Annotated in this window: 18 protein-coding genes; 11 read left to right on the plus strand and 7 right to left on the minus strand. The window is 71.0% G+C overall.

Features of this window, described 5'->3' with window-relative positions:
- Positions 1–13 precede the first annotated feature (13 nt).
- On the minus strand, positions 14–2,047 hold the full coding sequence (locus OG782_RS26365) for a M4 family metallopeptidase (protein WP_406454987.1): 2,034 nt from the start codon (positions 2,045–2,047) through the stop codon (positions 14–16).
- A 509-nt stretch (positions 2,048–2,556) separates the two neighbouring features.
- Here OG782_RS26365 and OG782_RS26370 point away from each other — a divergent pair.
- From OG782_RS26370 to OG782_RS26385, 4 genes are read left to right on the plus strand one after another with little or no spacing between them, the layout of a single operon-like run.
- Positions 2,557–3,495, plus strand: a complete 939-nt coding sequence (locus OG782_RS26370) for an ABC transporter ATP-binding protein (RefSeq protein ID WP_406454989.1) — start codon at positions 2,557–2,559, stop codon at positions 3,493–3,495.
- 1 nt (position 3,496) lies between these two features.
- Positions 3,497–4,279, plus strand: a complete 783-nt coding sequence (locus OG782_RS26375) for an ABC transporter permease (RefSeq protein ID WP_406454991.1) — start codon at positions 3,497–3,499, stop codon at positions 4,277–4,279.
- A gap of 23 nt (positions 4,280–4,302) precedes the next feature.
- Positions 4,303–5,577 (plus strand): sensor histidine kinase, encoded by a 1,275-nt coding sequence (locus OG782_RS26380; protein WP_406454993.1) that lies wholly within the window; start codon positions 4,303–4,305, stop codon positions 5,575–5,577.
- A 33-nt stretch (positions 5,578–5,610) separates the two neighbouring features.
- On the plus strand, positions 5,611–6,261 hold the full coding sequence (locus OG782_RS26385; RefSeq protein WP_406454995.1) for a response regulator: 651 nt from the start codon (positions 5,611–5,613) through the stop codon (positions 6,259–6,261).
- A 10-nt stretch (positions 6,262–6,271) separates the two neighbouring features.
- Here OG782_RS26385 and glgX read toward each other — a convergent pair whose 3' ends face one another.
- Complete coding sequence (gene glgX / locus OG782_RS26390; protein WP_406454997.1) at positions 6,272–8,536, minus strand: glycogen debranching protein GlgX; 2,265 nt, start codon at positions 8,534–8,536, stop codon at positions 6,272–6,274.
- A gap of 153 nt (positions 8,537–8,689) precedes the next feature.
- On the opposite strand from glgX, the gene OG782_RS26395 reads away from it, so the two are divergent.
- The 6 genes from OG782_RS26395 to OG782_RS26420 all read left to right on the plus strand — a co-directional run bounded on the left by OG782_RS26395 (position 8,690) and on the right by OG782_RS26420 (position 15,600).
- Positions 8,690–9,922, plus strand: coding sequence for an Ig-like domain-containing protein (locus OG782_RS26395; protein ID WP_406454999.1), 1,233 nt, complete (start codon positions 8,690–8,692; stop codon positions 9,920–9,922).
- Positions 9,923–10,192: 270 nt separating this feature from the next.
- Complete coding sequence (locus OG782_RS26400) at positions 10,193–11,446, plus strand: Ig-like domain-containing protein (protein WP_406455001.1); 1,254 nt, start codon at positions 10,193–10,195, stop codon at positions 11,444–11,446.
- 172 nt (positions 11,447–11,618) lie between these two features.
- Positions 11,619–12,386 (plus strand): enoyl-CoA hydratase/isomerase family protein, encoded by a 768-nt coding sequence (locus tag OG782_RS26405; RefSeq protein WP_406455003.1) that lies wholly within the window; start codon positions 11,619–11,621, stop codon positions 12,384–12,386.
- 251 nt (positions 12,387–12,637) lie between these two features.
- Positions 12,638–13,153, plus strand: coding sequence for an ATP-binding protein (locus tag OG782_RS26410; RefSeq protein ID WP_406455005.1), 516 nt, complete (start codon positions 12,638–12,640; stop codon positions 13,151–13,153).
- Between the two features lie 450 nt (positions 13,154–13,603).
- The gene (locus OG782_RS26415; protein WP_406455007.1) at positions 13,604–14,413 is read left to right on the plus strand and encodes a polysaccharide deacetylase family protein; all 810 of its coding nucleotides are present in this window, start codon (positions 13,604–13,606) and stop codon (positions 14,411–14,413) included.
- Complete coding sequence (locus OG782_RS26420) at positions 14,413–15,600, plus strand: beta-propeller fold lactonase family protein (RefSeq protein ID WP_406455009.1); 1,188 nt, start codon at positions 14,413–14,415, stop codon at positions 15,598–15,600. The genes OG782_RS26415 and OG782_RS26420 overlap by 1 nt, the downstream gene beginning before the upstream one ends.
- Positions 15,601–15,675: 75 nt before the next feature.
- Here the strand turns inward: OG782_RS26420 and OG782_RS26425 are convergent, their stop codons facing one another.
- Positions 15,676–16,326 carry a GNAT family N-acetyltransferase gene (locus tag OG782_RS26425; protein ID WP_406455011.1) on the minus strand — a complete coding sequence of 217 codons (651 nt, stop codon included), beginning with the start codon at positions 16,324–16,326 and terminating at the stop codon, positions 15,676–15,678.
- Between the two features lie 141 nt (positions 16,327–16,467).
- On the opposite strand from OG782_RS26425, the gene OG782_RS26430 reads away from it, so the two are divergent.
- Positions 16,468–16,683: an EF-hand domain-containing protein gene (locus OG782_RS26430; RefSeq protein WP_406455013.1), complete on the plus strand. Its 216-nt coding sequence runs from the start codon at positions 16,468–16,470 to the stop codon at positions 16,681–16,683.
- 80 nt (positions 16,684–16,763) lie between these two features.
- Here the strand turns inward: OG782_RS26430 and OG782_RS26435 are convergent, their stop codons facing one another.
- From OG782_RS26435 to OG782_RS26450, 4 genes are all read right to left on the minus strand, one after another.
- On the minus strand, positions 16,764–17,174 hold the full coding sequence (locus tag OG782_RS26435; RefSeq protein WP_406455015.1) for an STAS domain-containing protein: 411 nt from the start codon (positions 17,172–17,174) through the stop codon (positions 16,764–16,766).
- A gap of 217 nt (positions 17,175–17,391) precedes the next feature.
- A complete protein-coding gene (locus tag OG782_RS26440) occupies positions 17,392–18,897 on the minus strand; it encodes a carboxylesterase/lipase family protein (RefSeq protein WP_406455017.1) in 1,506 nt (501 codons plus the stop codon).
- A gap of 322 nt (positions 18,898–19,219) precedes the next feature.
- On the minus strand, positions 19,220–20,200 hold the full coding sequence (locus OG782_RS26445) for a terpene synthase family protein (protein WP_406459290.1): 981 nt from the start codon (positions 20,198–20,200) through the stop codon (positions 19,220–19,222).
- 726 nt (positions 20,201–20,926) lie between these two features.
- Positions 20,927–21,913: an alpha/beta hydrolase gene (locus OG782_RS26450; RefSeq protein WP_406455019.1), complete on the minus strand. Its 987-nt coding sequence runs from the start codon at positions 21,911–21,913 to the stop codon at positions 20,927–20,929.
- Between the last annotated feature and the right edge of the window lie 157 nt (positions 21,914–22,070).

Here is a 22,070-nt window from a genome sequence, read left to right on the forward strand (position 1 = left end):
CGGTGCGACCGGTTCAGAAGGTCAGCTTGAAGTTGTTGATCTTCCCGGTGTCGCCCGAGTAGACGTCCTGGACCTTGAGCTTCCAGGTGCCGTTGGCCACCTCCGAGGAGGCGTTGACGGTGTACGTCGTCTGGACGTTGTCCGCCGAGTCGCTCGACGAGGAGTTCTTCAGGCGGTAGGCGGTGCCGTCCGGGGCGACGAGGTCGATGACCAGGTCACCGCGCCAGGTGTGGGTGATGTCCACCCCGACCTTGAGGGTGCTGGGCGCGTTGCCGGTGACACCGGTGACGGCGACCGAGCTGGTGACGGCCGAACCGGCGTCGGGGATGGAGACCGACGTGGCGCTCTCGAAGACCTTGCCGCCGGGGTCGGTGCCGCCACCGGGGCGGGTGCCGACGTTGATCGCGGCCCAGGCGTCGGCGACGGACTTGTACTCGGCGCTGGTCGTGCCGTACAGCTCACCGGCCACGGCGAGCGTGCCCGTACGGGCGGCCGCGTAGTTGGTCGTGGAGGTGAACTTGGTGGAGAGCGCCTTGAACCAGATCTGCTCGGCCTTGGCGCGGCCGATGCCGGTCACCGGCAGGCCGTCGGAGGTCGGGGAGTCGTAGGAGACACCGTTGATGACCTTGGCGCCGCTTCCCTCCGAGAGGAGGTAGAAGAAGTGGTTGGCCGGGCCCGACGAGTAGTGCACGTCGATGTTGCCGATGCCCGAGTACCAGGCGTCCTTGGACGCCCCGTCCCGGCTCGGCTTGTCCTGGTAGCGCAGCGGGGTGCCGTCGCCGTTGATGTCGATCTTCTCGCCGATGAGGTAGTCGCCGACATCGGTGGAGTTGTTCGCGTAGAACTCGACGGCGGTGGCGAAGATGTCGCTGGTCGCCTCGTTGAGGCCACCGGACTCACCGCTGTAGACCAGGCCGGCGGTGTTGGAGGTGACACCGTGGCTCATCTCGTGGGCCGCGACGTCCAGCGAGGTGAGCGGCGAGGCGTTGCCGCTGCCGTCGCCGTAGGTCATGCAGAAGCAGCTGTCGTCCCAGAAGGCGTTGACGTAGCTGTTGCCGTAGTGGACGCGGGAGTACGCGCCGACGCCGTCACCCTTGATGCCGGTCCGGCCGTGGACGTTCTTGTAGTAGTCCCAGGTCTCGGCCGCACCGTAGTGGGCGTCCGCCGCCGCGGTCTCCGCGTTCGAGGCGAGGCCGTTGCCCCAGACGTCGTCGGTGCCGGAGAAGAGGGTGCCCGTGCCCGACGTACCGTGGTTCAGGTTGTACGTCTTGTGGTTGCCGCGGGTGGTGTCGGTCAGGTTGTACGTCCCGGAGGTGCCCAGGGTGACCTGGCCGCTGTACTCCGTGTTGCCGACGCCGTTCTCGATGGCCTGCCACTCGTAGAGCTTCGCGCCGCTGGTGGCGTCGGTGATGACGTGCAGGGCGTTCGGAGTGCCGTCCTCCTGCAGTCCGCCGACCACCGTCTCGTAGGCGAGCTGCGGCGTGCCGGACGCCATCCAGACGACCTTGCGGGGCGCCTTGTCGGCCGCGGCCTTGGAGGAGCCGGCCGCCTTGGCCAGGCCGACAGCCTGCTTCTCGGCCGTCGCCGGGGCGACGTCCGCCGTGGTGTCCACGGCCTTGAGCTGTGCCGCGGTCGCCTTGGAGGCCTTGCTGACGCTCTCGGTCGTGCCGGCCTTCGACTCCTGGACGACCAGGTCGCCGCCGAGGACCGGGAGTCCGCTGAAGGTGCGCTCGTAACGCGTGTGCGTGGTGCCGTCGTTGTCCTGGACGACGTCCCGGACGACGAGCTTCTCCTGAGAGCCGAGACCGAGCTCCTTGGCGGTGGCCGCCCTGTTCGCGGTGGCCTCGCGGATCAGCTCGGCCCGCTGCGAGGGGGAGAGCTGCTTGGGCAGCGCACCCCGGTCGGCCTGCGAGGCCGTGCGGGCGGTCTTCGTGCCGGCGCCCGGTGTGGCGGTGGCTGTTCCGGTCTGGACTCCTACGGCGAGGAGGGCTGCTGCGGCTATCAGAGCGCCGGTCGCGGTGGTACGACGGCTGAGCGTGGATCTCACGCGGACTCCTTCTGCGAGGGGGGTACCGGCGGCGGGGTGAGCCGTCCGGGCAGAGCAAGCAGTGCGCAGAACGGGGTGAAGAGTGTCAGCAGATAGTGGCCTCTGTCAGGACCGCGTCAACAAGTTGGCTGGAATTCGTCCGTTGCCGGATTGGTCATGTTCGTTAAGCGGACGTTTCGCCGACCATTACCGCGATGTTGCCCGGGGGCCTCGGGGGCCTGAATTCCAAGAGGGCGTTGAGGTCCGGACCGAAGTCGTCATGTTCGAAAAGAGTGTGAACAACCGGTAAGTGACCACCAGTCGAGACGGAGTCGAACTGTGGCTCGTTCCACGCCATCAACCCGGCCGTCGACCCGGCAGCCGGAACCGGTCGCCGGGCACACGGTTGGTACCGGCCAGGACCCGAAAGAGCCCCGGTGGTCGTACCCCGGCATCAACCGATCGGACGATGCCGGTTCGAGCGCGATGGCGGATACCGGCCGCGGCCGTGCGGCCGGATGCTCGTGGGCATGGCAGTCATCGAAGTGAACGGGGTGCGCAAGGCCTACGCCGGCCGCCCCGTGGTCGACGGGGTGAGCTTCTCCGTGGACGAGGGGGAGATCTTCGGGATTCTCGGCCCCAACGGGGCGGGCAAGACGACCACCGTCGAGTGCGTCGAGGGGCTGCGCGTCCCCGACGCCGGTACGGTCCGCGTCGCCGGGCTCGACCCCGTCGCCGACCACGACCGCGTGACACTCCTGCTGGGCGCGCAGCTCCAGGAGAGCGAACTCCAGCCGAAGATCACGGTGGGCGAGGCGCTGGAGCTGTACAGCGCCTTCTACCCGAACCCCGCCGACTGGCGGCCGCTCGCCGAACGCCTCGGGCTCCACACCAGGCTCACCACCCGCTTCGCCCGGCTCTCCGGCGGCCAGAAGCAACGCCTGTCCATCGCGCTGGCTCTCGTGGGCAGCCCCCGGGTCGTGGTCCTCGACGAGCTGACCACCGGACTGGATCCGCGGGCGCGGCGCGACACCTGGCAGCTGATCGAGGAGGTACGGGACAGCGGCGTCACCGTCCTGCTGGTCACCCACTTCATGGAGGAGGCCCAGCGCCTCTGCGACCGTATCGCCGTGATCGACCGCGGGAGGGTCGCCGCCCTCGACACCCCGTCCGGGCTGATCGCGGGGGCAGGCAGCTCCACGGTCATCTCCTTCACCCCCTCCGAGCCGCTGCCGGACGCCGAGCTGGCGCACCTGCCCGGCGCGGCCTCGTGCGAGAACAGGAACGGCAGGGTCGTCATCAACGGCACCGACGAGACCGTCAACGCCGTCATCTCGCTGCTCGCCCGGCTCCGTATCACCGCACACCAACTGCGCGTCGCCGAAGCCACGCTGGACGACGCCTTCCTCGACCTCACCGAGCATCCCGGCCCCGCCGACGAGCGCGGCCTGACAGAACGGGCAGCCTGAGATGGCCACAGCGAACACCGGCACCGCGCCCCGCACCGCCTCCGCCGGCCCGAAGCTCGCGGTCCTGAGGTCCGAGGCCCGGCTCTTCCTGCGCGAACCCGGCAGCCTGTTCTGGATCCTCGTCTTCCCCACCGCACTCATGACGGTCCTGGGACTGATCCCGTCCTTCCGGGACCCGGACGACGCTCTCGGCGGCCGTCGCGTCATCGACCTGTACGTACCCGTGGCGGTGCTGCTCGCCATGATCATGGCCGGTCTCCAGGCGATGCCGCCCGTACTGACCGGCTACCGCGAACGCGGCATCCTGCGCCGCATGTCCACCACCCCGGTGCGGCCCTTTGCCCTGCTCGGTGCCCAGATCGCGCTGCACGGCGGAGCGGCACTCGGCTCCGCCGTCCTGGTGACGGCCGTCGGCCGGATCGCCTTCGGAGTGCGGCTGCCCGGGCAGCCGTTCGGCTATCTGCTGGCGCTGCTGCTGGCCGTCGCCTGCGTGCTGGCCCTGGGCGCCCTGGTCTGCTCGGTCTCCCGCACCATCAAGATCTCGGCCGCGATCGGCTCGGTCGTCTTCTTCGTGATGATGTTCACCGCGGGCGTCTGGGTGCCGGTGCAGACCATGCCGGACACCCTCCGCCGCATCGTCCAGTTCACCCCGTTCGGCGCGGCCTCCCAGGCGCTGGACCGGGCCGCCTCCGGAGCCTGGCCGAGCTGGGCGTATCTCGGGGTGATGGCGCTGTGGACCGTACTGGCGGCGGCGGCCGCGATCCGCACCTTCCGGTGGGAGTAGCCGGCAGGGGGGAGACTTCACCCATGGACACGGGGGAGAAGGCGGCGGTGACCGCCGTGACGACGGCCGAGCAGTGGTGGGAGCGGTTCTTCCGGCACGGACCGTACGGACTGCTCGCCCTGGCCACCGTGGTCTCGGCCGTGACCAGCGGGCTCATCATGTCCCGCACGGATGTGTACGCCGCCGCGGTGCTGCTCCCGGCGGCGCTCGCCCTCCAGCTCTGGTGGAGCCGCACCCCGGCCCGGCCGGGATCGCGGGCGGGGCAGGGCTACTTCGTCGTCCGCGCGCTGCTGGCCCTCGGGCTGACCTGGTGCAACCCCTTCTACTCGATCTACGCGGTGCTCGGGTACTTCGACGCGGGCCGGGTGCTTCCGCGACGGGCCATGCGGGCCGGGCTGCTGGTCACCGCGGTCATCATGGCGGGGGCCCAGTCCGGCAGCGGTCTGCCGCCCGCCACCCTCATGAACTGGGTCGTCTTCGCCATCGTGCTGGCCGTGCACGGATCCCTCACCATGGTCTTCGCCCAGATCGGCAACCGGGAGGCCGAGCAGGCCCGTTCCCAGACCGACACCATCACCGCCCTGGAGTCGGCCAACGCCCGCCTCGAACAGGCCCTGGCGGAGAACGCCGGGCTGCACGCCCAACTCCTCGTGCAGGCCCGCGAGGCGGGGGTGGCCGACGAGCGGAGCCGGCTGGCCGCGGAGATCCACGACACCATCGCCCAGGGGCTGACCGGCATCATCGCCCAGCTCCAGGCCGTCACCTCCACCGCAGGGACCGACCCGGCCCTCGCCCGGGAGCACCTCCTGCGGGCCGCCGCCCTCGCCCGGCACAGCCTGGGCGAGGCCCGCCGGTCCGTGCACAATCTGGTGCCGGCCGCGCTGGAACACGACGACCTGCCCGGCGCCCTGGAGCAGACGGTCACCACCTGGTCGCAACGGACCGGTGTGCGCGCCGAGTTCACCGTCACCGGCACCGCCGAACCGCTGCACGACGAGGTCGGCGCCACCCTGCTGCGCATCGCCGAGGAAGCCCTCGCCAACGCGGCCCGGCACGCCGCCGCGTCCCGGGCCGGCGTCACCCTGTCCTACATGGGCGACGAGATCTCGCTGGACGTACGGGACGACGGACGCGGCTTCGACCCGGCCGCGCTGCCGCCCTACCGGGGCGCCGGCGGATTCGGGCTCGGCGGCATGCGCGCCCGTGCCGAACGCATCGCGGGCACGGTCGAGGTGGAGACGGGGCCGGGGCTCGGCACCGCCGTCTGCGCCCGGGTACCGATGGTCCGTCAGGGATAGGGCCTTTCGGTCGGCGCAGTACGGTTGGCCGCTATGGACCGGGAACCCGCACGCGTCATCACGCTGATCGTCGTCGACGACCACCCCGTCGTACGGGACGGACTGCGCGGCATGTTCGCGTCGGCGGCGGAGTTCCGGGTGCTCGGTGAGGCGGCCGACGGTGTCGAGGGCGTCGACATGGCCGTCCGGCTCGACCCCGACGTCGTCCTGATGGACCTGCGGATGCCGGGCGGCGGCGGTGTCGCGGCGATCACCGAGCTGACCCGTCGCGGCGCCCGCTCCAAGGTCCTGGTCCTCACCACGTACGACACCGACGCCGACACCCTGCCCGCGATCGAGGCGGGCGCGACCGGATACCTGCTGAAGGACGCGCCGCGCGAGGAACTGTTCACCGCGGTCCGCGCCGCCGCCGACGGCCGTACCGTCCTGTCACCGGCCGTCGCCTCCCGGCTCGTCTCGCGGGTCCGGACGCCGGCCGCACCCGGCAACGAGGCGCTGTCCGCGCGTGAGCGCGAGGTGCTCGCACTCGTGGCCAAGGGGACCTCGAACCGGGAGATCGCCGCCGTCCTGTTCATCAGCGAGGCGACGGTGAAGACCCATCTCACCCATGTCTTCGCGAAGCTGGGCGCCAAGGACCGGGCGGCCGCCGTCGCCGTCGCCTACGACCGCGGCATCCTGGGCTGAGCGCCGGGGCTCACTCCCGTACCCGCAGCAGCAGGACCGACCGCGCCGGGACGGTCAGGGTCCGCCCGCCGCGGTGCACCGTGCCCGGTGCGGCGGACTGGTCCTCCCGCGAGGTGTCCAGGAGCAGTTCGTACGCGTCCGCCCACGGCGGCCCCGGCAGCAGGAAGTCCGCCGGGCGGTCCCCGGCGTGCAGGACCGCCAGGAAGCTGTCGTCGGTCACCTGCTCGCCCCGGGCGTCGCGGCCCGGGATGTCGCGGCCGGAGAGGTAGAGCCCGACCGTCGCGGCCGGTGCGTACCAGTCCTCCTCCGTCATCTCCGCGCCCTGCCGGGTGAACCACGCCAGGTCCCGCAGCCCGTCCGGGGCCTGCGCCCGGCCGGAGAAGAACGCCCGGCGGCGCAGCACCGGATGGGTGTGGCGCAGCGCCAGCACCCGGGCCGTCAGCGCGGTCAGTTCCCGCCACTGCGGCTGTTCCAGCAGGGACCAGTCCACCCAGCTGATCTCGTTGTCCTGGCAGTAGGCGTTGTTGTTGCCGCCCTGGGTGCGGCCCATCTCGTCGCCCGCGACGAGCATCGGCACCCCGGTCGACAGGAGCAGCGTGGTGAGGAGGTTGCGCAGCTGGCGGCGGCGCAGCGCGTTGACGTCGTCGTCGTCGCTCTCGCCCTCCGCGCCGCAGTTCCAGGCCCGGTTGTCCGAGGTCCCGTCCCGGTTGCCCTCACCGTTGGCCTCGTTGTGCTTGTGCTCGTAACTCACCAGGTCGCGCAGGGTGAAGCCGTCGTGCGCGGTGACGAAGTTGACCGAGGCGTACGGGCGCCGGCCGCCCCACGCGTACAGGTCGCTCGATCCGGTCAGCCGGTAGCCGAGATCGCGCACGTCGGGCAGGGCGCCGCGCCAGAAGTCCCTGACGGCGTCGCGATAGCGGTCGTTCCACTCGGTCCACAGCGGCGGGAAGGCCCCCACCTGGTAGCCGCCGTTGCCGACGTCCCACGGTTCGGCGATCAGCTTCACCCGGCGCAGCACCGGGTCCTGGGCGATCACCGCGAGGAAGGGGGACAGCATGTCGACGTCGTGCATCGAGCGGGCGAGCGCCGCCGCCAGATCGAAGCGGAAGCCGTCGACGCCCATCTCGGTCACCCAGTACCGCAGCGAGTCCGTGATCAGCCGCAGTACGTTCGGCTGCACCACGTGCAGGGTGTTGCCGCACCCCGTGTAGTCCGCGTACCGGCGGGCGTCGGACTGGAGCCGGTAGTAGCCCCGGTTGTCGATGCCGCGCAGGGACAGCATCGGGCCGAGCTCGCCCGCCTCCGCGGTGTGGTTGTAGACGACGTCGAGGATCACCTCGATCCCCGCGTCGTGCAGGGCGCGGACCATCCGCTTGAACTCGCCGACCTGCTGTCCGGCGGTGCCGCTCGCGGAGTAGCCGGCGTGCGGGGCGAAGTAGCCGATCGAGTTGTAGCCCCAGTAGTTGTGCAGCCCGCGCCGCAGCAGATGGTCCTCGTGGGCGAACTGGTGCACCGGCAGCAGCTCGACGGCCGTGACCCCGAGACGCTTGAGATGGCCGATGGCCGCGGGGTGCGCGAGTCCGGCGTACGTGCCCCGCAGCTCCTCGGGGATGCCGGGGTGGCGCGCGGTGAAACCGCGGACGTGCAGTTCGTAGATGACGGAGTCGGCCCAGGGCGTCTTGGGCCGGCGGTCCTCGGCCCAGTCGTCGTCATCGTGGACGACCACCCCCTTGGGTACGTACGGAGCGGAGTCCCGTTCGTCGCGCACGGTGTCGGCGACCTGCTGCTGCGGCCAGTCCCTCACATGGCCGTACACCTCGGCCGGAAGGGTGAAATCACCGTCCACGGCCCGTGCGTACGGATCGAGCAGCAGCTTCGCCGCGTTCCACCGGGCGCCCGTCCAGGGATCCCAGCGGCCGTGCACCCGGTAGCCGTACCGCCGGCCGGGCCGCACGCCGGGCACGAAGCCGTGCCAGATCTCGTGGGTCAGCTCGCTCAGCGCGATCCGGGTCTCCGCACCGTCCTCGTCGAAGAGGCAGAGCTCGACGGCCTCCGCCCCGCCCGCCCAGAGGGCGAAGTTGGTGCCCGCGACCCCGTCCGGGCCCACTCTGAAGCGGGCTCCGAGGGGCGTCGGCGCACCGGGCCATACGGTGGGCGGCCGCTGCCCGTTACCCGTGGACGGTCCGGATCCGGTCGCCGGGACCCGCTCCACCGCGGACCCGGCCGGCCCCGTATCGGGCTTCGGCACTGCCTCCTGCTCGGCTGCGCTCGACACCTGCTCGCCTCCCGCGGCTCTTGGGACCGGCACCGAAAGGGGGGCACGCGGCGTCCCGGCCGCGGCTCCCCGAGTGTGGTCGTCCCCTCTGTTCTGCCCACGACGGGGCCCGCACTCACGTTTCCCCCGACCGGCCCCCGTCGTTGGGGGAGCGTGAACCACGTAGCGAAGAAGGCAGGGGCGAGCCCGGCGACCGTGCCGGCCCGGTCGGGACTGCTCGCCGTACTGGCCGTACTGGCGGCACTGACCGGCTGCTCGGGTACGGATTCGATCATCGGCGGGAAGGCGGGGTCGTCGCAGGACCTGATCCGGATCACCCCGCAGGACGGGGCCGAGGACGTCCGGGCGGACAGCCGGGTCGGGGTGAGGGTTCCCGACGGGCGGCTCGAGAGCGTCAGGGTGACCCGGATCGAGGACGCGCAGAAGCAGGAGGTGCGCGGCCTGATCGCGCAGGACGGACTCTCCTGGTCCCCGCAGGGGGCGGCGGGCCGGCTGGGGCTCGCCGCGAAGTACAGCGTCGACGCGGTGGCCGTGGACGGTGCGGGCCATCGTTCGGCCCGCCACACCACCTTCACGACGGTGGTCCCCGAGCACCGTTTCATCGGCTATTTCAAACCGGAGAACCGGTCGACGGTCGGCACCGGCATGATCGTCTCCTTCGAGTTCAACCGGCCGCTCACCCACCGCGCGGCCGTACAGCGGGCCATCCGGGTGACCGCCGATCCGGCGGTCGAGGTGGCGGGGCACTGGTTCGGCGACAACCGCCTGGACTTCCGCCCCGCCGCGTACTGGAAACCGGGCACCGAGGTCACGGTCGAGGTCGGGCTGCGCGATGTGGAGGGGGCGGCGCAGGTGTACGGCAGCCAGCGCAAGACGATCAGGTTCACCGTCGGCCGGGAGCAGGTGTCCACGGTGGACTCGGCCGCGCACACGATGCAGGTGCGCCGGGACGGACAGCTCGTCTCCACCGTCCCGATCACCGCGGGTTCCCCGACGACGACCACGTACAACGGCAAGATGGTGGTCAGCGAGATGCACGACGTGACGCGGATGGACGGGCGGACCGTCGGCTTCGGCGGCGAGTACGACATCAAGGACGTCCCGCACGCGATCCGGCTCACCGAGTCCGGCACCTTTCTGCACGGCAACTACTGGTCCGACGAGGACATCTTCGGTTCGACCAACGTCAGCCACGGCTGCATCGGCCTGCGCGACGTGCAGGGTGGCAGCAGCTCCACCCCGGCGGGCTGGTTCTTCGACCGGACGCTCATCGGGGATGTCGTCGAGGTCGTCAACTCCAAGGACAAGAAGGTCGCCCCGGACAACGGGCTGAGCGGCTGGAACCTGAACTGGAGCCAGTGGAAGGCGGGCTCCGCACTCCGCTGACGAGCCCTCCGGTGTTCCCGGAGCCGGTCCGGACGGCGCGACCGAATCGGTCGCGCCGTCCGGACCGCCCGGCCCCGTCACCGCCGCCGCCCGCGACCGGGCCGAGCCCCGGGACGAGTTGGGACTGAACGGTGACATTCGTGAGGAGATCTGCCCACAGTCGGTGTGATTATCTTTCGCTGAGCGCGCATGTGCAGCGCGCGGGGGAGGGAGCCTTGCAGGCTCCCAGGGTCTTGGCGGGGCCAGGCCGTGCGAGGGGAGACGACCACATTGAACGGGCAGCCGATATCGGGGGCATCGGCCGGGGCGGACAGCAGGAGGCGTGGGCGCGGGGCCACGGGTCTGCTGGCTCTGGTGCTGGGTGCGCTGCTGTTGCTGGTGACGGCATGCGGCGGGGGAGACACCGACAGCGGGAGCAAGGGCGGCAAGCGCGGGGGGACGAAGGCCGAGGACACCAGCGCCTCGCAGGCGGTGGTGAACATCGCGCCGAAGGACGGGGCCGACTCCGTCGCCACGAGCGGGGCGCTGAAGATCTCCGCCGAGCAGGGCAAGCTGGCCACGGTCAAGGTCTCGGACCCCAAGGGGTCGGAGGTCGAGGGGAAGATCGCGGCGGACGGCGCGAGCTGGGAGCCGGACCAGCACCTGGCCTCGGCGACGAAGTACAAGGTGCACGCGGTCGCCAAGGACGCGAAGGGCCGTGAGTCCGCGAAGGACACCACCTTCACCACCCTGGTTCCGCAGAACACCTTCATCGGGCAGTACACCCCGGAGGACGGGTCCACCGTCGGCGTCGGCATGCCCGTCTCGATCCACTTCACCCGCGGCATCACCGACCCGGAGGCCGTCGAGAAGGCCATCAAGGTGACGGCCGAGCCCGCCGTCCCGGTCGAGGGCCACTGGTTCGGCAACGACCGCCTGGACTTCCGTCCCGAGGACTACTGGGCCGCGGGCACCAAGGTGACCGTGAGCCTCAACCTCGACGGTGTCGAGGGGCGTCCCGGGGTCTACGGCAAGCAGGTCAAGACGGTGTCCTTCACCATCGGCCGCCGGCAGGTCAGCACCGTCGACGCGGACTCGCACCGGATGAAGGTCGTCCGGGACGGCAAGCAGATCAAGGACATCCCGATCTCGGCGGGCGCCCCGGCCACCACCACGTACAACGGCCAGATGGTCATCAGCGAGAAGCTGCGGGTGACCCGGATGAACGGTGACACCGTCGGCTTCGGCGGCGAGTACGACATCAAGGACGTGCCGCACGCGATGCGTCTGTCCACGTCGGGCACCTTCATCCACGGCAACTACTGGGGTGGCTCCGGCATCTTCGGCAACACCAACACCAGCCACGGCTGCGTCGGCATGCAGGACGCACGCGGCGGCGGTGACTCGGGCACCCCGGCTGCCTGGTTCTTCGACAGCTCGCTCATCGGCGACGTCGTGATCGTGAAGAACTCCCACGACAAGACGATCCAGCCGGACAACGGTCTCAACGGCTGGAACATGAACTGGTCGGAGTGGACCAAGTAGGGACCGCTCACGGACCGGGCAGGTACCTGGCAGGTCCCGCGCACGGACAACGGAACACCGGCGGGCCCGGCACTGTGACGAACAGTGCCGGGCCCGTCGTCGTCGCCTGTGACGAACGGCACCGCCGCGGGGCCTGTCCCGCCTGTCGTTAGCGCCGGTTAACCTGCCTCTCATGACCGTAACCCTTGAAGTGAGCAGCGGCATCGGCACGATCCGGCTGGACCGCCCGCCGATGAACGCCCTGGACGTCGCGACCCAGGACCGGCTGCGTGAGCTCGCCGAAGAGGCCTCCCGGCGCGACGACGTGCGCGCGGTGGTGCTCTACGGCGGCGAGAAGGTGTTCGCGGCCGGGGCGGACATCAAGGAGATGCAGGCGATGGACCACGCGGCGATGGTCGTACGGTCCAAGGCGCTGCAGGACTCCTTCACCGCGGTGGCCAGGATCCCCAAGCCGGTCGTCGCGGCCGTCACCGGCTACGCGCTCGGCGGTGGCTGCGAGCTGGCCCTCTGCGCGGACTTCCGGATCGCGGGCGACAACGCCAAGCTGGGGCAGCCGGAGATCATGCTCGGTCTCATCCCGGGCGCGGGCGGCACTCAGCGGCTCGCCCGCCTGGTGGGCCCCTCCAAGGCCAAGGACCTGATCTTCACCGGCCGCCATGTGAAGGCCGAAGAGGCCCTGGCCATGGGTCTGGTGGACCGGGTGGTGCCCGCCGCCGAGGTGTACGAGCACGCACACGCCTGGGCCGCCAGGCTGGCGAAGGGGCCGGCGCTCGCACTGCGTGCCGCCAAGGAGGCCGTGGACGCCGGGCTGGAGACGGACATCGACACGGGTCTCACGATCGAGCGGACCTGGTTCGCCGGACTCTTCGCCACGGAGGACCGGGAGCGCGGTATGCGCAGCTTTGTCGAGGAGGGTCCGGGCAAGGCCAAATTCCTCTGACCGAACGACAGTTGGGAACGGCCCGGGTCGCGTTCATCCGTGCGGGCGGATTGGCCGAGCCTTAGGACAGCCTTAAGGCTCGGCGCCGTCCGTCTGCCGGTGAACCCACCCGGAAGGGGTGTCCGTGCAGGTCAGCCGGTGTGTGGGCGGCGACATTCTGCCAGTGGCATATGCCTACCGACCTCTATGGAATCACTGATTCCGGGTCAGGGATTCCCTCGGAACGGCCCCGGAGCACCCGCCTTGCGGCCATGATGGTGTCCATGGCGGGCCTGGAGGGTGTGGAGCAGCCGCGACAGCGCAGCAGCGCGACAGCGGCACGGAGGATGCCGGCCGTCGAGGACGAACAGGCGTTCAAAGCGCTGGCGTTGTTCGGGGACCCGACGGAGGACGAAGTCCGGCTGCCCTCCCGCCCGGAGTCCGCCGCCACCGCGCGCCGGATCACCTCGTGCGTGGTGCTGCACCACTGGGCGCTGTCTTCGCAGACCGCCGAACACGCCGTTCTCCTCGTGTCCGAACTCGTCGGCAACGCGGTGCGGCACACCGGCGCCAGGGTCTTCGGGCTGCGGATGCTGCGCCGCCGCGGCTGGATCAGGATCGAGGTGCGCGACCCCTCGCGCGGACTGCCGTGCCTCATGCCGGTTCAGGCGATGGATGTCAGCGGGCGAGGTCTCTTCCTCGTCGACAAGCTCTCCGACCGGTGGGGCGTGGACCTGCAGCCGCGAGGCAAGACCACCTGGTTCGAGATGCGTATCTCCGACCGCTGACAACCGCTGACAACCGCTGACAACCGCTGACGTCCCCTGACGTCCGCTGACGTCCGGGCGCGAGGGCGCCCGGACGCACCGAAGCCCCCGGATCGGCCGTGGTGCGGCGCTTCGGGGGCTTCGGTGTGGGGGCCGTGAAATGGGGGGTGTGTTCACGGCCGCTTATGACGACCTGGCCCGGGTCAAGGGGATCGTGTCCCCGACTATGGCAGACGGACGACTCCACCGCCAAAGCCTCAAAACGCCCAAGGGTGGACATCTGCTGGTATTTCTTAGCTGAATCACAGGTGCGTTGGGTCACTTACCTGGAAATCTGCGAGTTTGCATGAGCATGTACGGGTAATTCATCGATCGCTCGAGGTGCGGGCGGTGCGCATCCGTGTGACCCGGCGAAGTCGCCAATGGGGTCAATTGTTATTTTCCAGACATCTCGCCCCTACTGTTCTGCACATGAAAGCCTCCGATACGGCGGTGCACCGCCGCAGCGCCCTGCGGGCAGGAGCCGGGGCCGCACTCGCCGCCGCCCTCACCGCCGGTTGCGCGGACCAGGACACCGCCGGGACGGAGGCGAGGCCCCTCACCCACGCGGCACCGAGGAAGCCGGCCACCACCGCCGCCGGCGCGCATGCCCCCGCGCCCGCCCCGCACCGCTTCCCCGGGCAGCCGGTGCAGATCGACCACGGCCCCCGGGACCGCGCCCGCGTCGCCCTCACCTTCCACGGCCAGGGCGACCCCGCCATCGCCAGGACGGTGCTGGCCGAGGCCGAACGGGCCCGGGTGCAGGTCACCGTCCTCGCCGTGGGCAGCTGGCTCGACGAGCACCCCGGGATGGCCCGCCGGATCCTCGACGGCGGCCACGACCTCGGCAACCACACCCAGCGCCACATCGACATCTCCACGATGGGCGAGGCGCAGGCGTACGCGGAGATCACCGCCTGCGCCCAGCGGCTGCGCAGGCTCACGGGTTCCATCGGCACCTGGTTCCGGCCCTCGCGCACCCGGTTCGCCACCCCTCTCGTCCAGCGGCTCGCCGTCCGGGCGGGATACCCGCACGTCCTGTCCTACGACGTGGACTCCCTCGACTTCACCTCGCCCGGCGCCGCGGCCGTCACCCGCAAGGTGGCCGGGGAGATCCGCAACGGATCGGTGGTGAGCATGCACTTCGGCTACGCGGACACGGTCGCCGCGCTGCCCCTCCTCCTCACCGAACTCGACCGCCGCCAACTGCGTGCGGTGACGACCACGGAGCTGCTGACCTGATGTCCCCCTCCACCACACGCACCGCGGCCCTGCTCGGCGGCGTCCTGCTCGCCGTACTCACCGGCTGCGGAACTCCCGCCGGGAACGAGGCGTCCACCGCCGCCACCGAGGCCGCCGCGCCCGTCAGGCCCAAGCACGTCACCCCGCCCGCGCCGCCGGGACTCGCCGGGATGCCGCCGGTGCTCGACCCGGCGAACGTGTACGCGGCCGACGCGGCGGGAATGCTGTCACCGGCCGTCAAGGACTTCCCCGCCCGGGTCTACGTACCCAACACCAACTCCAACACGGTGTCCGTGATCGACCCGGCCACGTACAAGGTCATCGAGACCATCCCGGTCGGACGGCAGCCGCAGCACGTCGTCCCGTCCTGGGACCTGAAGACGCTCTGGGTCAACAACGACGTCGGTGACAGTCTCACCGCCATCGACCCGGCGACCGGGAAGGCGGGGAAGACGGTCGGCGTCTCCGACCCGTACAACCTCTACTTCACCCCGAACGGCAAGTACGCCGTCGTGATGGCCTCGATGGACCGCGAACTGGTCTTCCGTGACGCGCACACCATGAAGACCGCCAAGGCCGTCCCGGTCAGCTGCGCGGGAGTGAACCACGCCGACTTCTCGGCGGACGGCCGGTACTTCATCGTCTCCTGCGAGTTCTCCGGCGAACTCCTCAAGGTCGACACGGCGAGGATGAAGGTCGTGGGACAGCAGAAGCTGCCCTTCAAGGGCGCCATGCCGCAGGACGTCAAACTGTCGCCCGACGGCGGCACGTTCTACATCGCGGACATGATGGCCAACGGGGTTTGGGTGCTGGACGGAAAGAAGTTCACCACCCCGAAGCTGATGCCCACGGGCAAGGGCTGCCACGGGCTCTACGTCAGCCGCGACTCCAAGGAGATGTACATCTCCAACCGGGGCGAGGGCTCCGTCTCCGTCTTCGACTTCGCGCAGAAGAAGCTGGCGAAGAAATGGCATCTGCCCAACGGCGGCAGCCCGGACATGGGCGGGGTCTCGGCGGACGGCAAGGTCCTGTGGCTGTCGGGGCGTTACAACGCCGAGGTGTACGCGATCGACACCACCACCGGCAAGCAGCTCGCCCGGATCCCGGTGGGCAGCGGACCGCACGGCCTCGCCGTCTATCCGCAGCCGGGCCGCTACTCACTGGGCCACACCGGCGTCTTCCGCTGAGCCCCGCCCGGAACCGGGGGCGGGGTTCCCGGCCCCACGCCCGGGAACCCGGGAGGCCCGGCGACCGGCCGGGGGTCACCCCGCGATCAGCAGGGCCTCCGAGCCCACCGGCCGGTAGCCCGCCGTCTGGAACGTCCGTACGCTGCGGGCGTTCCCCGGCGACTGCTGGGCCCAGATCACGGTGTCCGGAACCAGCTGCCGGGCCGCCCGCGCCAGACGCTCGCCGAGCCGCTGTCCGCGCGCCTCCTCGGCCACCTCGATCGCGGTCTCCCAACGCCCCGCGACACCGCGTCCGAGGATCAGTACACCGTCGCCGTCCCCGGTTCCCCAGACCCGCACCTCGTCACGGAACTTCATCGCCCGTGCCACCCGGGGATGCTCCGGGTCGCGGATCTCCCGCAACTCCAGCTCCGGCTCCGGTGCGCCGGGCAGCGCGGGCGCGACCGTGAGCAGGTCGATCGTGTTCATGTGCCGGCCCGTGCGGGCCAGCAGCGCGCTCAGGAAGTGCGGATTCATCGTCGCGGCGAGCGCGTCGCCCGGGGTGGCGGCCAGCACGGAGCGCACCCAGCGCGGGTCCTCGTCCGTGAACACCACCGAGTGCGCGGTGAACGCGAGCACCCCGGCATCCCGTGCCGCCGGCTGCCGGACCACCGTCGTGGAGCCGTCCGGCGGCGGAAACCGCCCCTGCGCCGCGGCCGCCAGGATCTGTGCCAGTGCATCGGTCATCGCGCGTTAGCTCCCCGGTCGGGCCACCGGCCGCCGGGCGGCGGGCGGCCCACCCATGATCGACGACCGGCCGCCGCGAAAGCCATCTGTCGCGCCCGTTAATCTGACCTTCGTCAGATAGGCATACGAAGGGGCGGAACAGTGGCGGACATCGAGTCGGCGCGCAAGGCATTCGAGCGGTTCGACCTGAACGGCGACGGGCTGATCTCGGCTGCCGAGTACACGAGCGTCATGGCTCAGCTGGGTGACCCCTACGTCACCGTGCCGGTCGCGCAGGCCGTGATCAACTCTCACGACGCCAACGGGGACGGGCTCCTCACGTTCGACGAGTTCTGGGCCGCGCAGAACAAGGGCTGACGTCCGGGTGACCCCCGGCCGGCGGGCCGGGGGGCCGCGGACCCGTGCCGGGCGGGCCGGGCGCCGGGAGTCGCGTCCGTTCAGGAACCGGCCGGCCCGACGGGTTCCTCCGTACGGAAGGCCTCGTCCGGGGTCGCCACCGGGCGGAACAGATCGTGCAGCCGGCCGGCCCGCAGCAGGCGCAGGATCCGCGGACTGCCGCAGACGAGCCAGAACCGTCCGTCCCGGTCCAGCGCACGCCGCCGGGCCCGGTGCAGCAGGTTCAGCCCCGAGCAGTCGACGAAGCTCACCTCCGTCAGGTCGACCACCACCTGCGGTGCGCCGTCCGACGTCGCCACGTCCAGGGCCGGTGCGATGAGAGCGGCGGTCGCGATGTCGATCTCGTCGCGCAGGGCCACCACCGTGCGTCCGCCTCTGCGGTACACCCGGCCGCACGGCTCGGGCAGCGGTACCAGGGCGGGGGATGCCGTGGGGGCAGGCCTCTCGGTCATGATGCCTCTCCTCGCAGCGCCGAACCCGCGTGGGTACCCGGGCCTGGGTGACAGTCGGTGAGGTGACAGTCGGTGAACCTAACCCGAGGGTCCCGGTGTGCGGTGGTGCAGAAACGTTCGAGCCTTACCTAATGCCCCCTTCGGGTGAACGTCCGGTGTTCCCATGGACGTCGGGAGGTCTCTGTGTGTTTGTCGGTCCGGAAGGGGGCGGCCGGCCCTACCGGTACGGCGGCCAGCCGCGCAGCTCGTCGTCGCGCGGGGCGCGCACCAGCTCGGGGGTCCCGGGCCCGAAGCGCATCACCGGACGCGAGGCGTCCCAGGCCGGCCAGCCCGGGTCGCCGGTCGCGGCGAACCGTATCCATGCCGCGTGCATCGCGTCGGCCAGTTCCTGCGGGGCGTCCTCGCCCGCGAGCGCCACCGCGTCCGGCCCGGCCAGGTTGTCGAAGACGAAGCCGATCTCCAGCCCGTGGCAGGCGCCGAGCCGCAGTACGGGGGAGGGCCAGCCGAACTCGTAGAGGTGGGTGGCCGCCGGTGCGGCCCCCCGGGCGTCGGCCAGCCGGTTCAGCGGTACGCGCAGCAGGAGGTCGGTGGCGAGGGCGCCGAGCAGCTCGCCGGGCGTGGCACCGGGGCGGTTGGCGCGGTACGTACGGGCCGTGGCGCCCGGCACCCTGAACTTCAGCAGCGCCAGCCGGAGTTTCGTACGGGAGAGCCGCTCGGTGAGACCGCTGGGCACGAACCAGAGCCGGTACTCCTCGGTGTTCGCTCCCATCAGCAGACCGACCCCTGACGCGGCCCCGTCCCGGAGCGCCGCGTCGGGATCGCGCGGCAGCAGATCGCCGTCCACCACGATCCGGAACGCGTGCCCGCCGGTCAACGGGGAGCCGCCGCCGGTCACTTCGGTCTGCGCGGCCAGCAGCGCGGCAGGGCCGACGGCCGCCAGCGCCCGCGCCGTGGCCGCGACCCCGAGCCGTCGGGCGATCAGCCCGGTCGTACGGCGGCCCGCGGCCACGGACACCGCGGACGGCACCCCGCTCTGCAGCACGGCACGCCGGAAGAGGCCCCGGGACCGTGGTGCGGCGAGCAGCGCACCGATGCAGATGGCGCCCGCCGACTCCCCGCACACCGTGACCAGGTCCGGATCGCCGCCGAACGCCGCGATGTTGTCCCGCACCCAGCCGAGCGCCGCGAGCTGGTCGAGCAGACCCCGGTTGGCGGGGGCGTCCGGGAACACCCCGAAGCCCTCGATGCCCAGGCGGTAGTTGACCGACACGCACACCACGCCGTCGCGGGCGAAGGCCGCCCCGTCGTACAGCGGCACGGCCGACGAGCCGTGCAGCAGCGAGCCGCCGTGGATCCAGACGAGGACGGGCAGGCCGGTGCGCGCGGGCGAGGGTGTCCACACGTTGAGATTGAGGCAGCCGTCGCCGGGTACCTCGGGGTCCGGCAGAAGCCGGTCCAGCGGCGGGGCGTACGGCCGCTTGGGTGCGGTCGGGCCGAAGTCCACCGCCTCCCGCACGCCTTCCCAGCGCTCCGGCGGCTCCGGCGCACGGAACCGGCGGGCGCCCACCGGGGCAGCCGCGTACGGGATGCCGCGGAACACGGCGACGCCCTGCTCGTGCGCGCCGCGGAGGGTGCCTTGGACCGTGTCGGCGTACGGAGGAGCGGGCCGGCCGGCGCGGGGCCCGGATCCGGAGGGGGATATCGGAGGGGGTGCGGCGGTCATGGCTCGGTTCCGGCCCTTCCGCGTCGTCGGGCGTGTGCACCAGCAGATCACGGCCGGGAGCGGCGGGCCATCCGTGCGGGTACGGCCCGTCCCGCCGGCGATGCCGGTGTGGGCTACTTCAGGTCGTAGGGGATTCCGGCCGTCGGCGGAGGACCGGAAGCCCTGGGGCCTCTCGTTTGCCGCAGCCGCGAGAGGTCGGGTCATTGGGGCGACAAATGTCCGGAAATCGCCGGTGTGGGCCCGTACTCCGGTGTCGCCGGCCGTCCCGCCCGGCCCGCGCGCGGGCGCCACCGGCTCTTCTCCGGCGGCGCCTCGCGTCAGCTCAGGCGGCGAAGTTCCGCGACATGGAGTCCTGCTGGTCGACCTCCATGAGGTCGGGGCGGGTGTAGCGCTCAGCCCGTGCGTGGTAGTCGAAGTCCCCCCGGACGAGGCCCCGGTAGTCCTGCACGCAGCGCTCCAGAGCGGCTCGCGGAAGGCCCTCGATTCCGGCCGCCTCCATTTCCTCGACGAGTTCCTTCTCGGCCCGCTGTACCCGGTCGGCTATACGGGACAACAGGATCCCGGCCTCGTCCACGGCTTCCTGAAGTGTTCCTCCGCGGTCCCGCTGGATCAGCCGGACGGTGTTGTGCTCGTATCCGAGAACGGCTTCCTTCTCGAAGGAGCAGATATCGTTGCAGAGCCCCGAATGGTCGGTCACCGCATTACGCAGGGCGATGTAGGCGGGCAGGCTGCGGGCGGATTCCGGGAGGTCGATTCCGGCAGTGATCTCATGCAGATCGAGGAATGGCTGCATCGCCACGGAGTCGCGGCGGTGCTTCACGAAATCGGCCGTGCTGGGCACATGGCCCGCGGCCCGGTCCACGGCCTCCGCGTAATACGTCCACAGCCAGGCGGCCGTATCGCGGCGGAACTGGCGCACCCAGCCGGCGGGCCTGTCCGTGCAGGTCCGGACCAGCAGTTCGTCCAGGGCGTGCTCCATGGGGCCGACGGGGGCCCGGCTGCCGTCGAGTACGTCCACCAGCCGGGCGATCGCGCCTTCGCACAGCCGGGGGTCCCGGCCGGCCGGGCCGTCGTCGAACTCGTCGTCGACGAGGAACGCCCAGAAGAGCCACTGGCAGAACAGGTCGAGATGCGTCTGGGATGCCCGGGGGAATATCAGGGATATCCAGAGTTCGGGACGGGTCCTGATCATCTTCTTCCGGGCCACCGGTGACAGGGTGAGGTCACTGGCCGCCGCCCATTCCCAGGCGGCCTGTTTGGTCTGCTCGACTCCCGGATGACATCCCGCGCTCTCGAACGGCATGTGGAATTCTGGAAGCGCGATCTTGCTCATGGTGCACCTCGTCTGAACGAAAAGAGAACAGGGAAGGGGGACGCGTGAAATGGATTCACGCGTGCAGGGGCCGGGGCGGTGGGCGGTGAACGCGAGGTCGTCGATCGGCGCTTCGACGAAGCCGTGTCAGCGGGGGACAGCCGTCCGCACCGGCGTATCCGAGGGGCGGTGAGGTCGTGAGCCTCCTGCGGCGGGGGCCGCCGCAGGAGGGAAGGATCAGGATCTGCGGGGCGGTTGGTCGCTGCGGGGGCGCCGCGGACCTCGTGGGGCGGCGGGGCCGGGCCGGACGGCCGGATCCCGCCGGGTGTGCGTCACGGGAGGGGCGGCTGTCATCGCTGTCCTCTTTCCTCCGCAGGGACCGGGGTTGCGCAGCCGTGCCCCGCAAGAACCGGGGCAGCGGACCGCCTGACGTGCGCGGCGGCTGTGTCACCACTCGTCACGACCAGTGAACTCCCAGTATGCGGGGGAGGGAAGTCGCTTGTGACTGAAAATGTGTGATCGCCGCGAACGCCTGCTCAGTTATGAGCAGTTGGTGCACTCCTGTGCCGACCGGGGTGCGGGTTGCTGTGCGAACGCATGGCCGATTCGGTGCACTGCGAGGGGAGTTGCCGCAAGAGGGTGTGGCGCAATGAGGTGCGGCGCAAGGGGGCGTGATGCAAGAGGGTGCGGGGCCGGCGGGTTCACCCCGGGGCGGGTTCACCCCGGCAGTGATTCGAGCCAGTCCGTCAGGATCCGGTTGATCTCCGCGGGCCGCTCCTGCTGGATCCAGTGACCGCAGCCGTCCAGGATGTGGGACGCGGTCAGTCCGGGCAGAGTCGTGGGGTAGGCCTCGATGGCATCCGCCAGCCAGGTGGTGGAGGCGTCCAGCGCTCCGCCGGCGAAGAGGGACGGCTGATGCACGGGAGCGCCGTCGAAGCGGGCGAGGTCCTCCCAGTCCCGGTCCATGTTCCGGTAGCGGCCGAGCGCCCCGCTCAGGCCCGTACGCTCGAACTCTCCCGCGTAGAAGTCGAGTTCACTCTCGCCCAGCCAGGCGGGACGCCGGTCGGGGAACCGCTCGCGCAGCGTGCCCCCACGGGCGGCGAAATGCGGGTCGGGGGCTTCGGGCGCGGGCATGGTGTCGGCGGAGAGCGCGGCGTAGAAGCCCGCGAGCCAGCCGCGGACGTCCGGTTCGATCTCGGCCTCCACCCGGCCCGGCTCCTGGAAGCGCGAGACGTAGAACTCCTCGTCCCCGCCCATCGCCGCGAACACCTCGCTGGGGCGCGGACCGCCGCGCGGTGTGTACGGGACGCTCAGCAGCCCGGCCGCACGGAAGACGTCCGGCCTGACCAGCGCGGAGTTCGCCGCGATCGTCGCCCCCCAGTCATGGCCGACGACCACCGCGCTCCGTTCACCGAGCGCGTGCACCACGGCGACGTTGTCCTCGACCAGTTCGAGCATCCGGTACGCGGCCACGTCCGATGGCCGGGAGGAGCGGCCGTAGCCGCGCACATCGATGGCGGCCGCCCGGTATCCCGCGGCCGCCAGTACGGGCAGCTGATGGCGCCAGGAGTACCAGGACTCCGGGAATCCGTGCACCAGCAGCACCAGCGGTCCCGCACCCTGTTCCACCAGGTGGATCCGGCCGGCCGGGGAGGGCACCATGCGGTGCGTGACGGCGGGGGAGCGGTCGGGCTGCTGAGGCATGGTTCCTCCACGGCTGTCGGGCGGCGCCCGTCCGAATCGGACGTCCGGCTCCGGCCACGATCATGCGACGCCCGCCGGACCGGCCGCGAGCTCTGTTGCCGTACTGGCAAACGGACGGCCCGCACACTCGTCACGGGCAGGGCCGCCTGCCCGGAGG

Origin of the sequence: Streptomyces sp. NBC_00876, assembly GCF_045207435.1 — a bacterium.
In the GTDB taxonomy this organism is placed as follows: domain Bacteria; phylum Actinomycetota; class Actinomycetes; order Streptomycetales; family Streptomycetaceae; genus Streptomyces.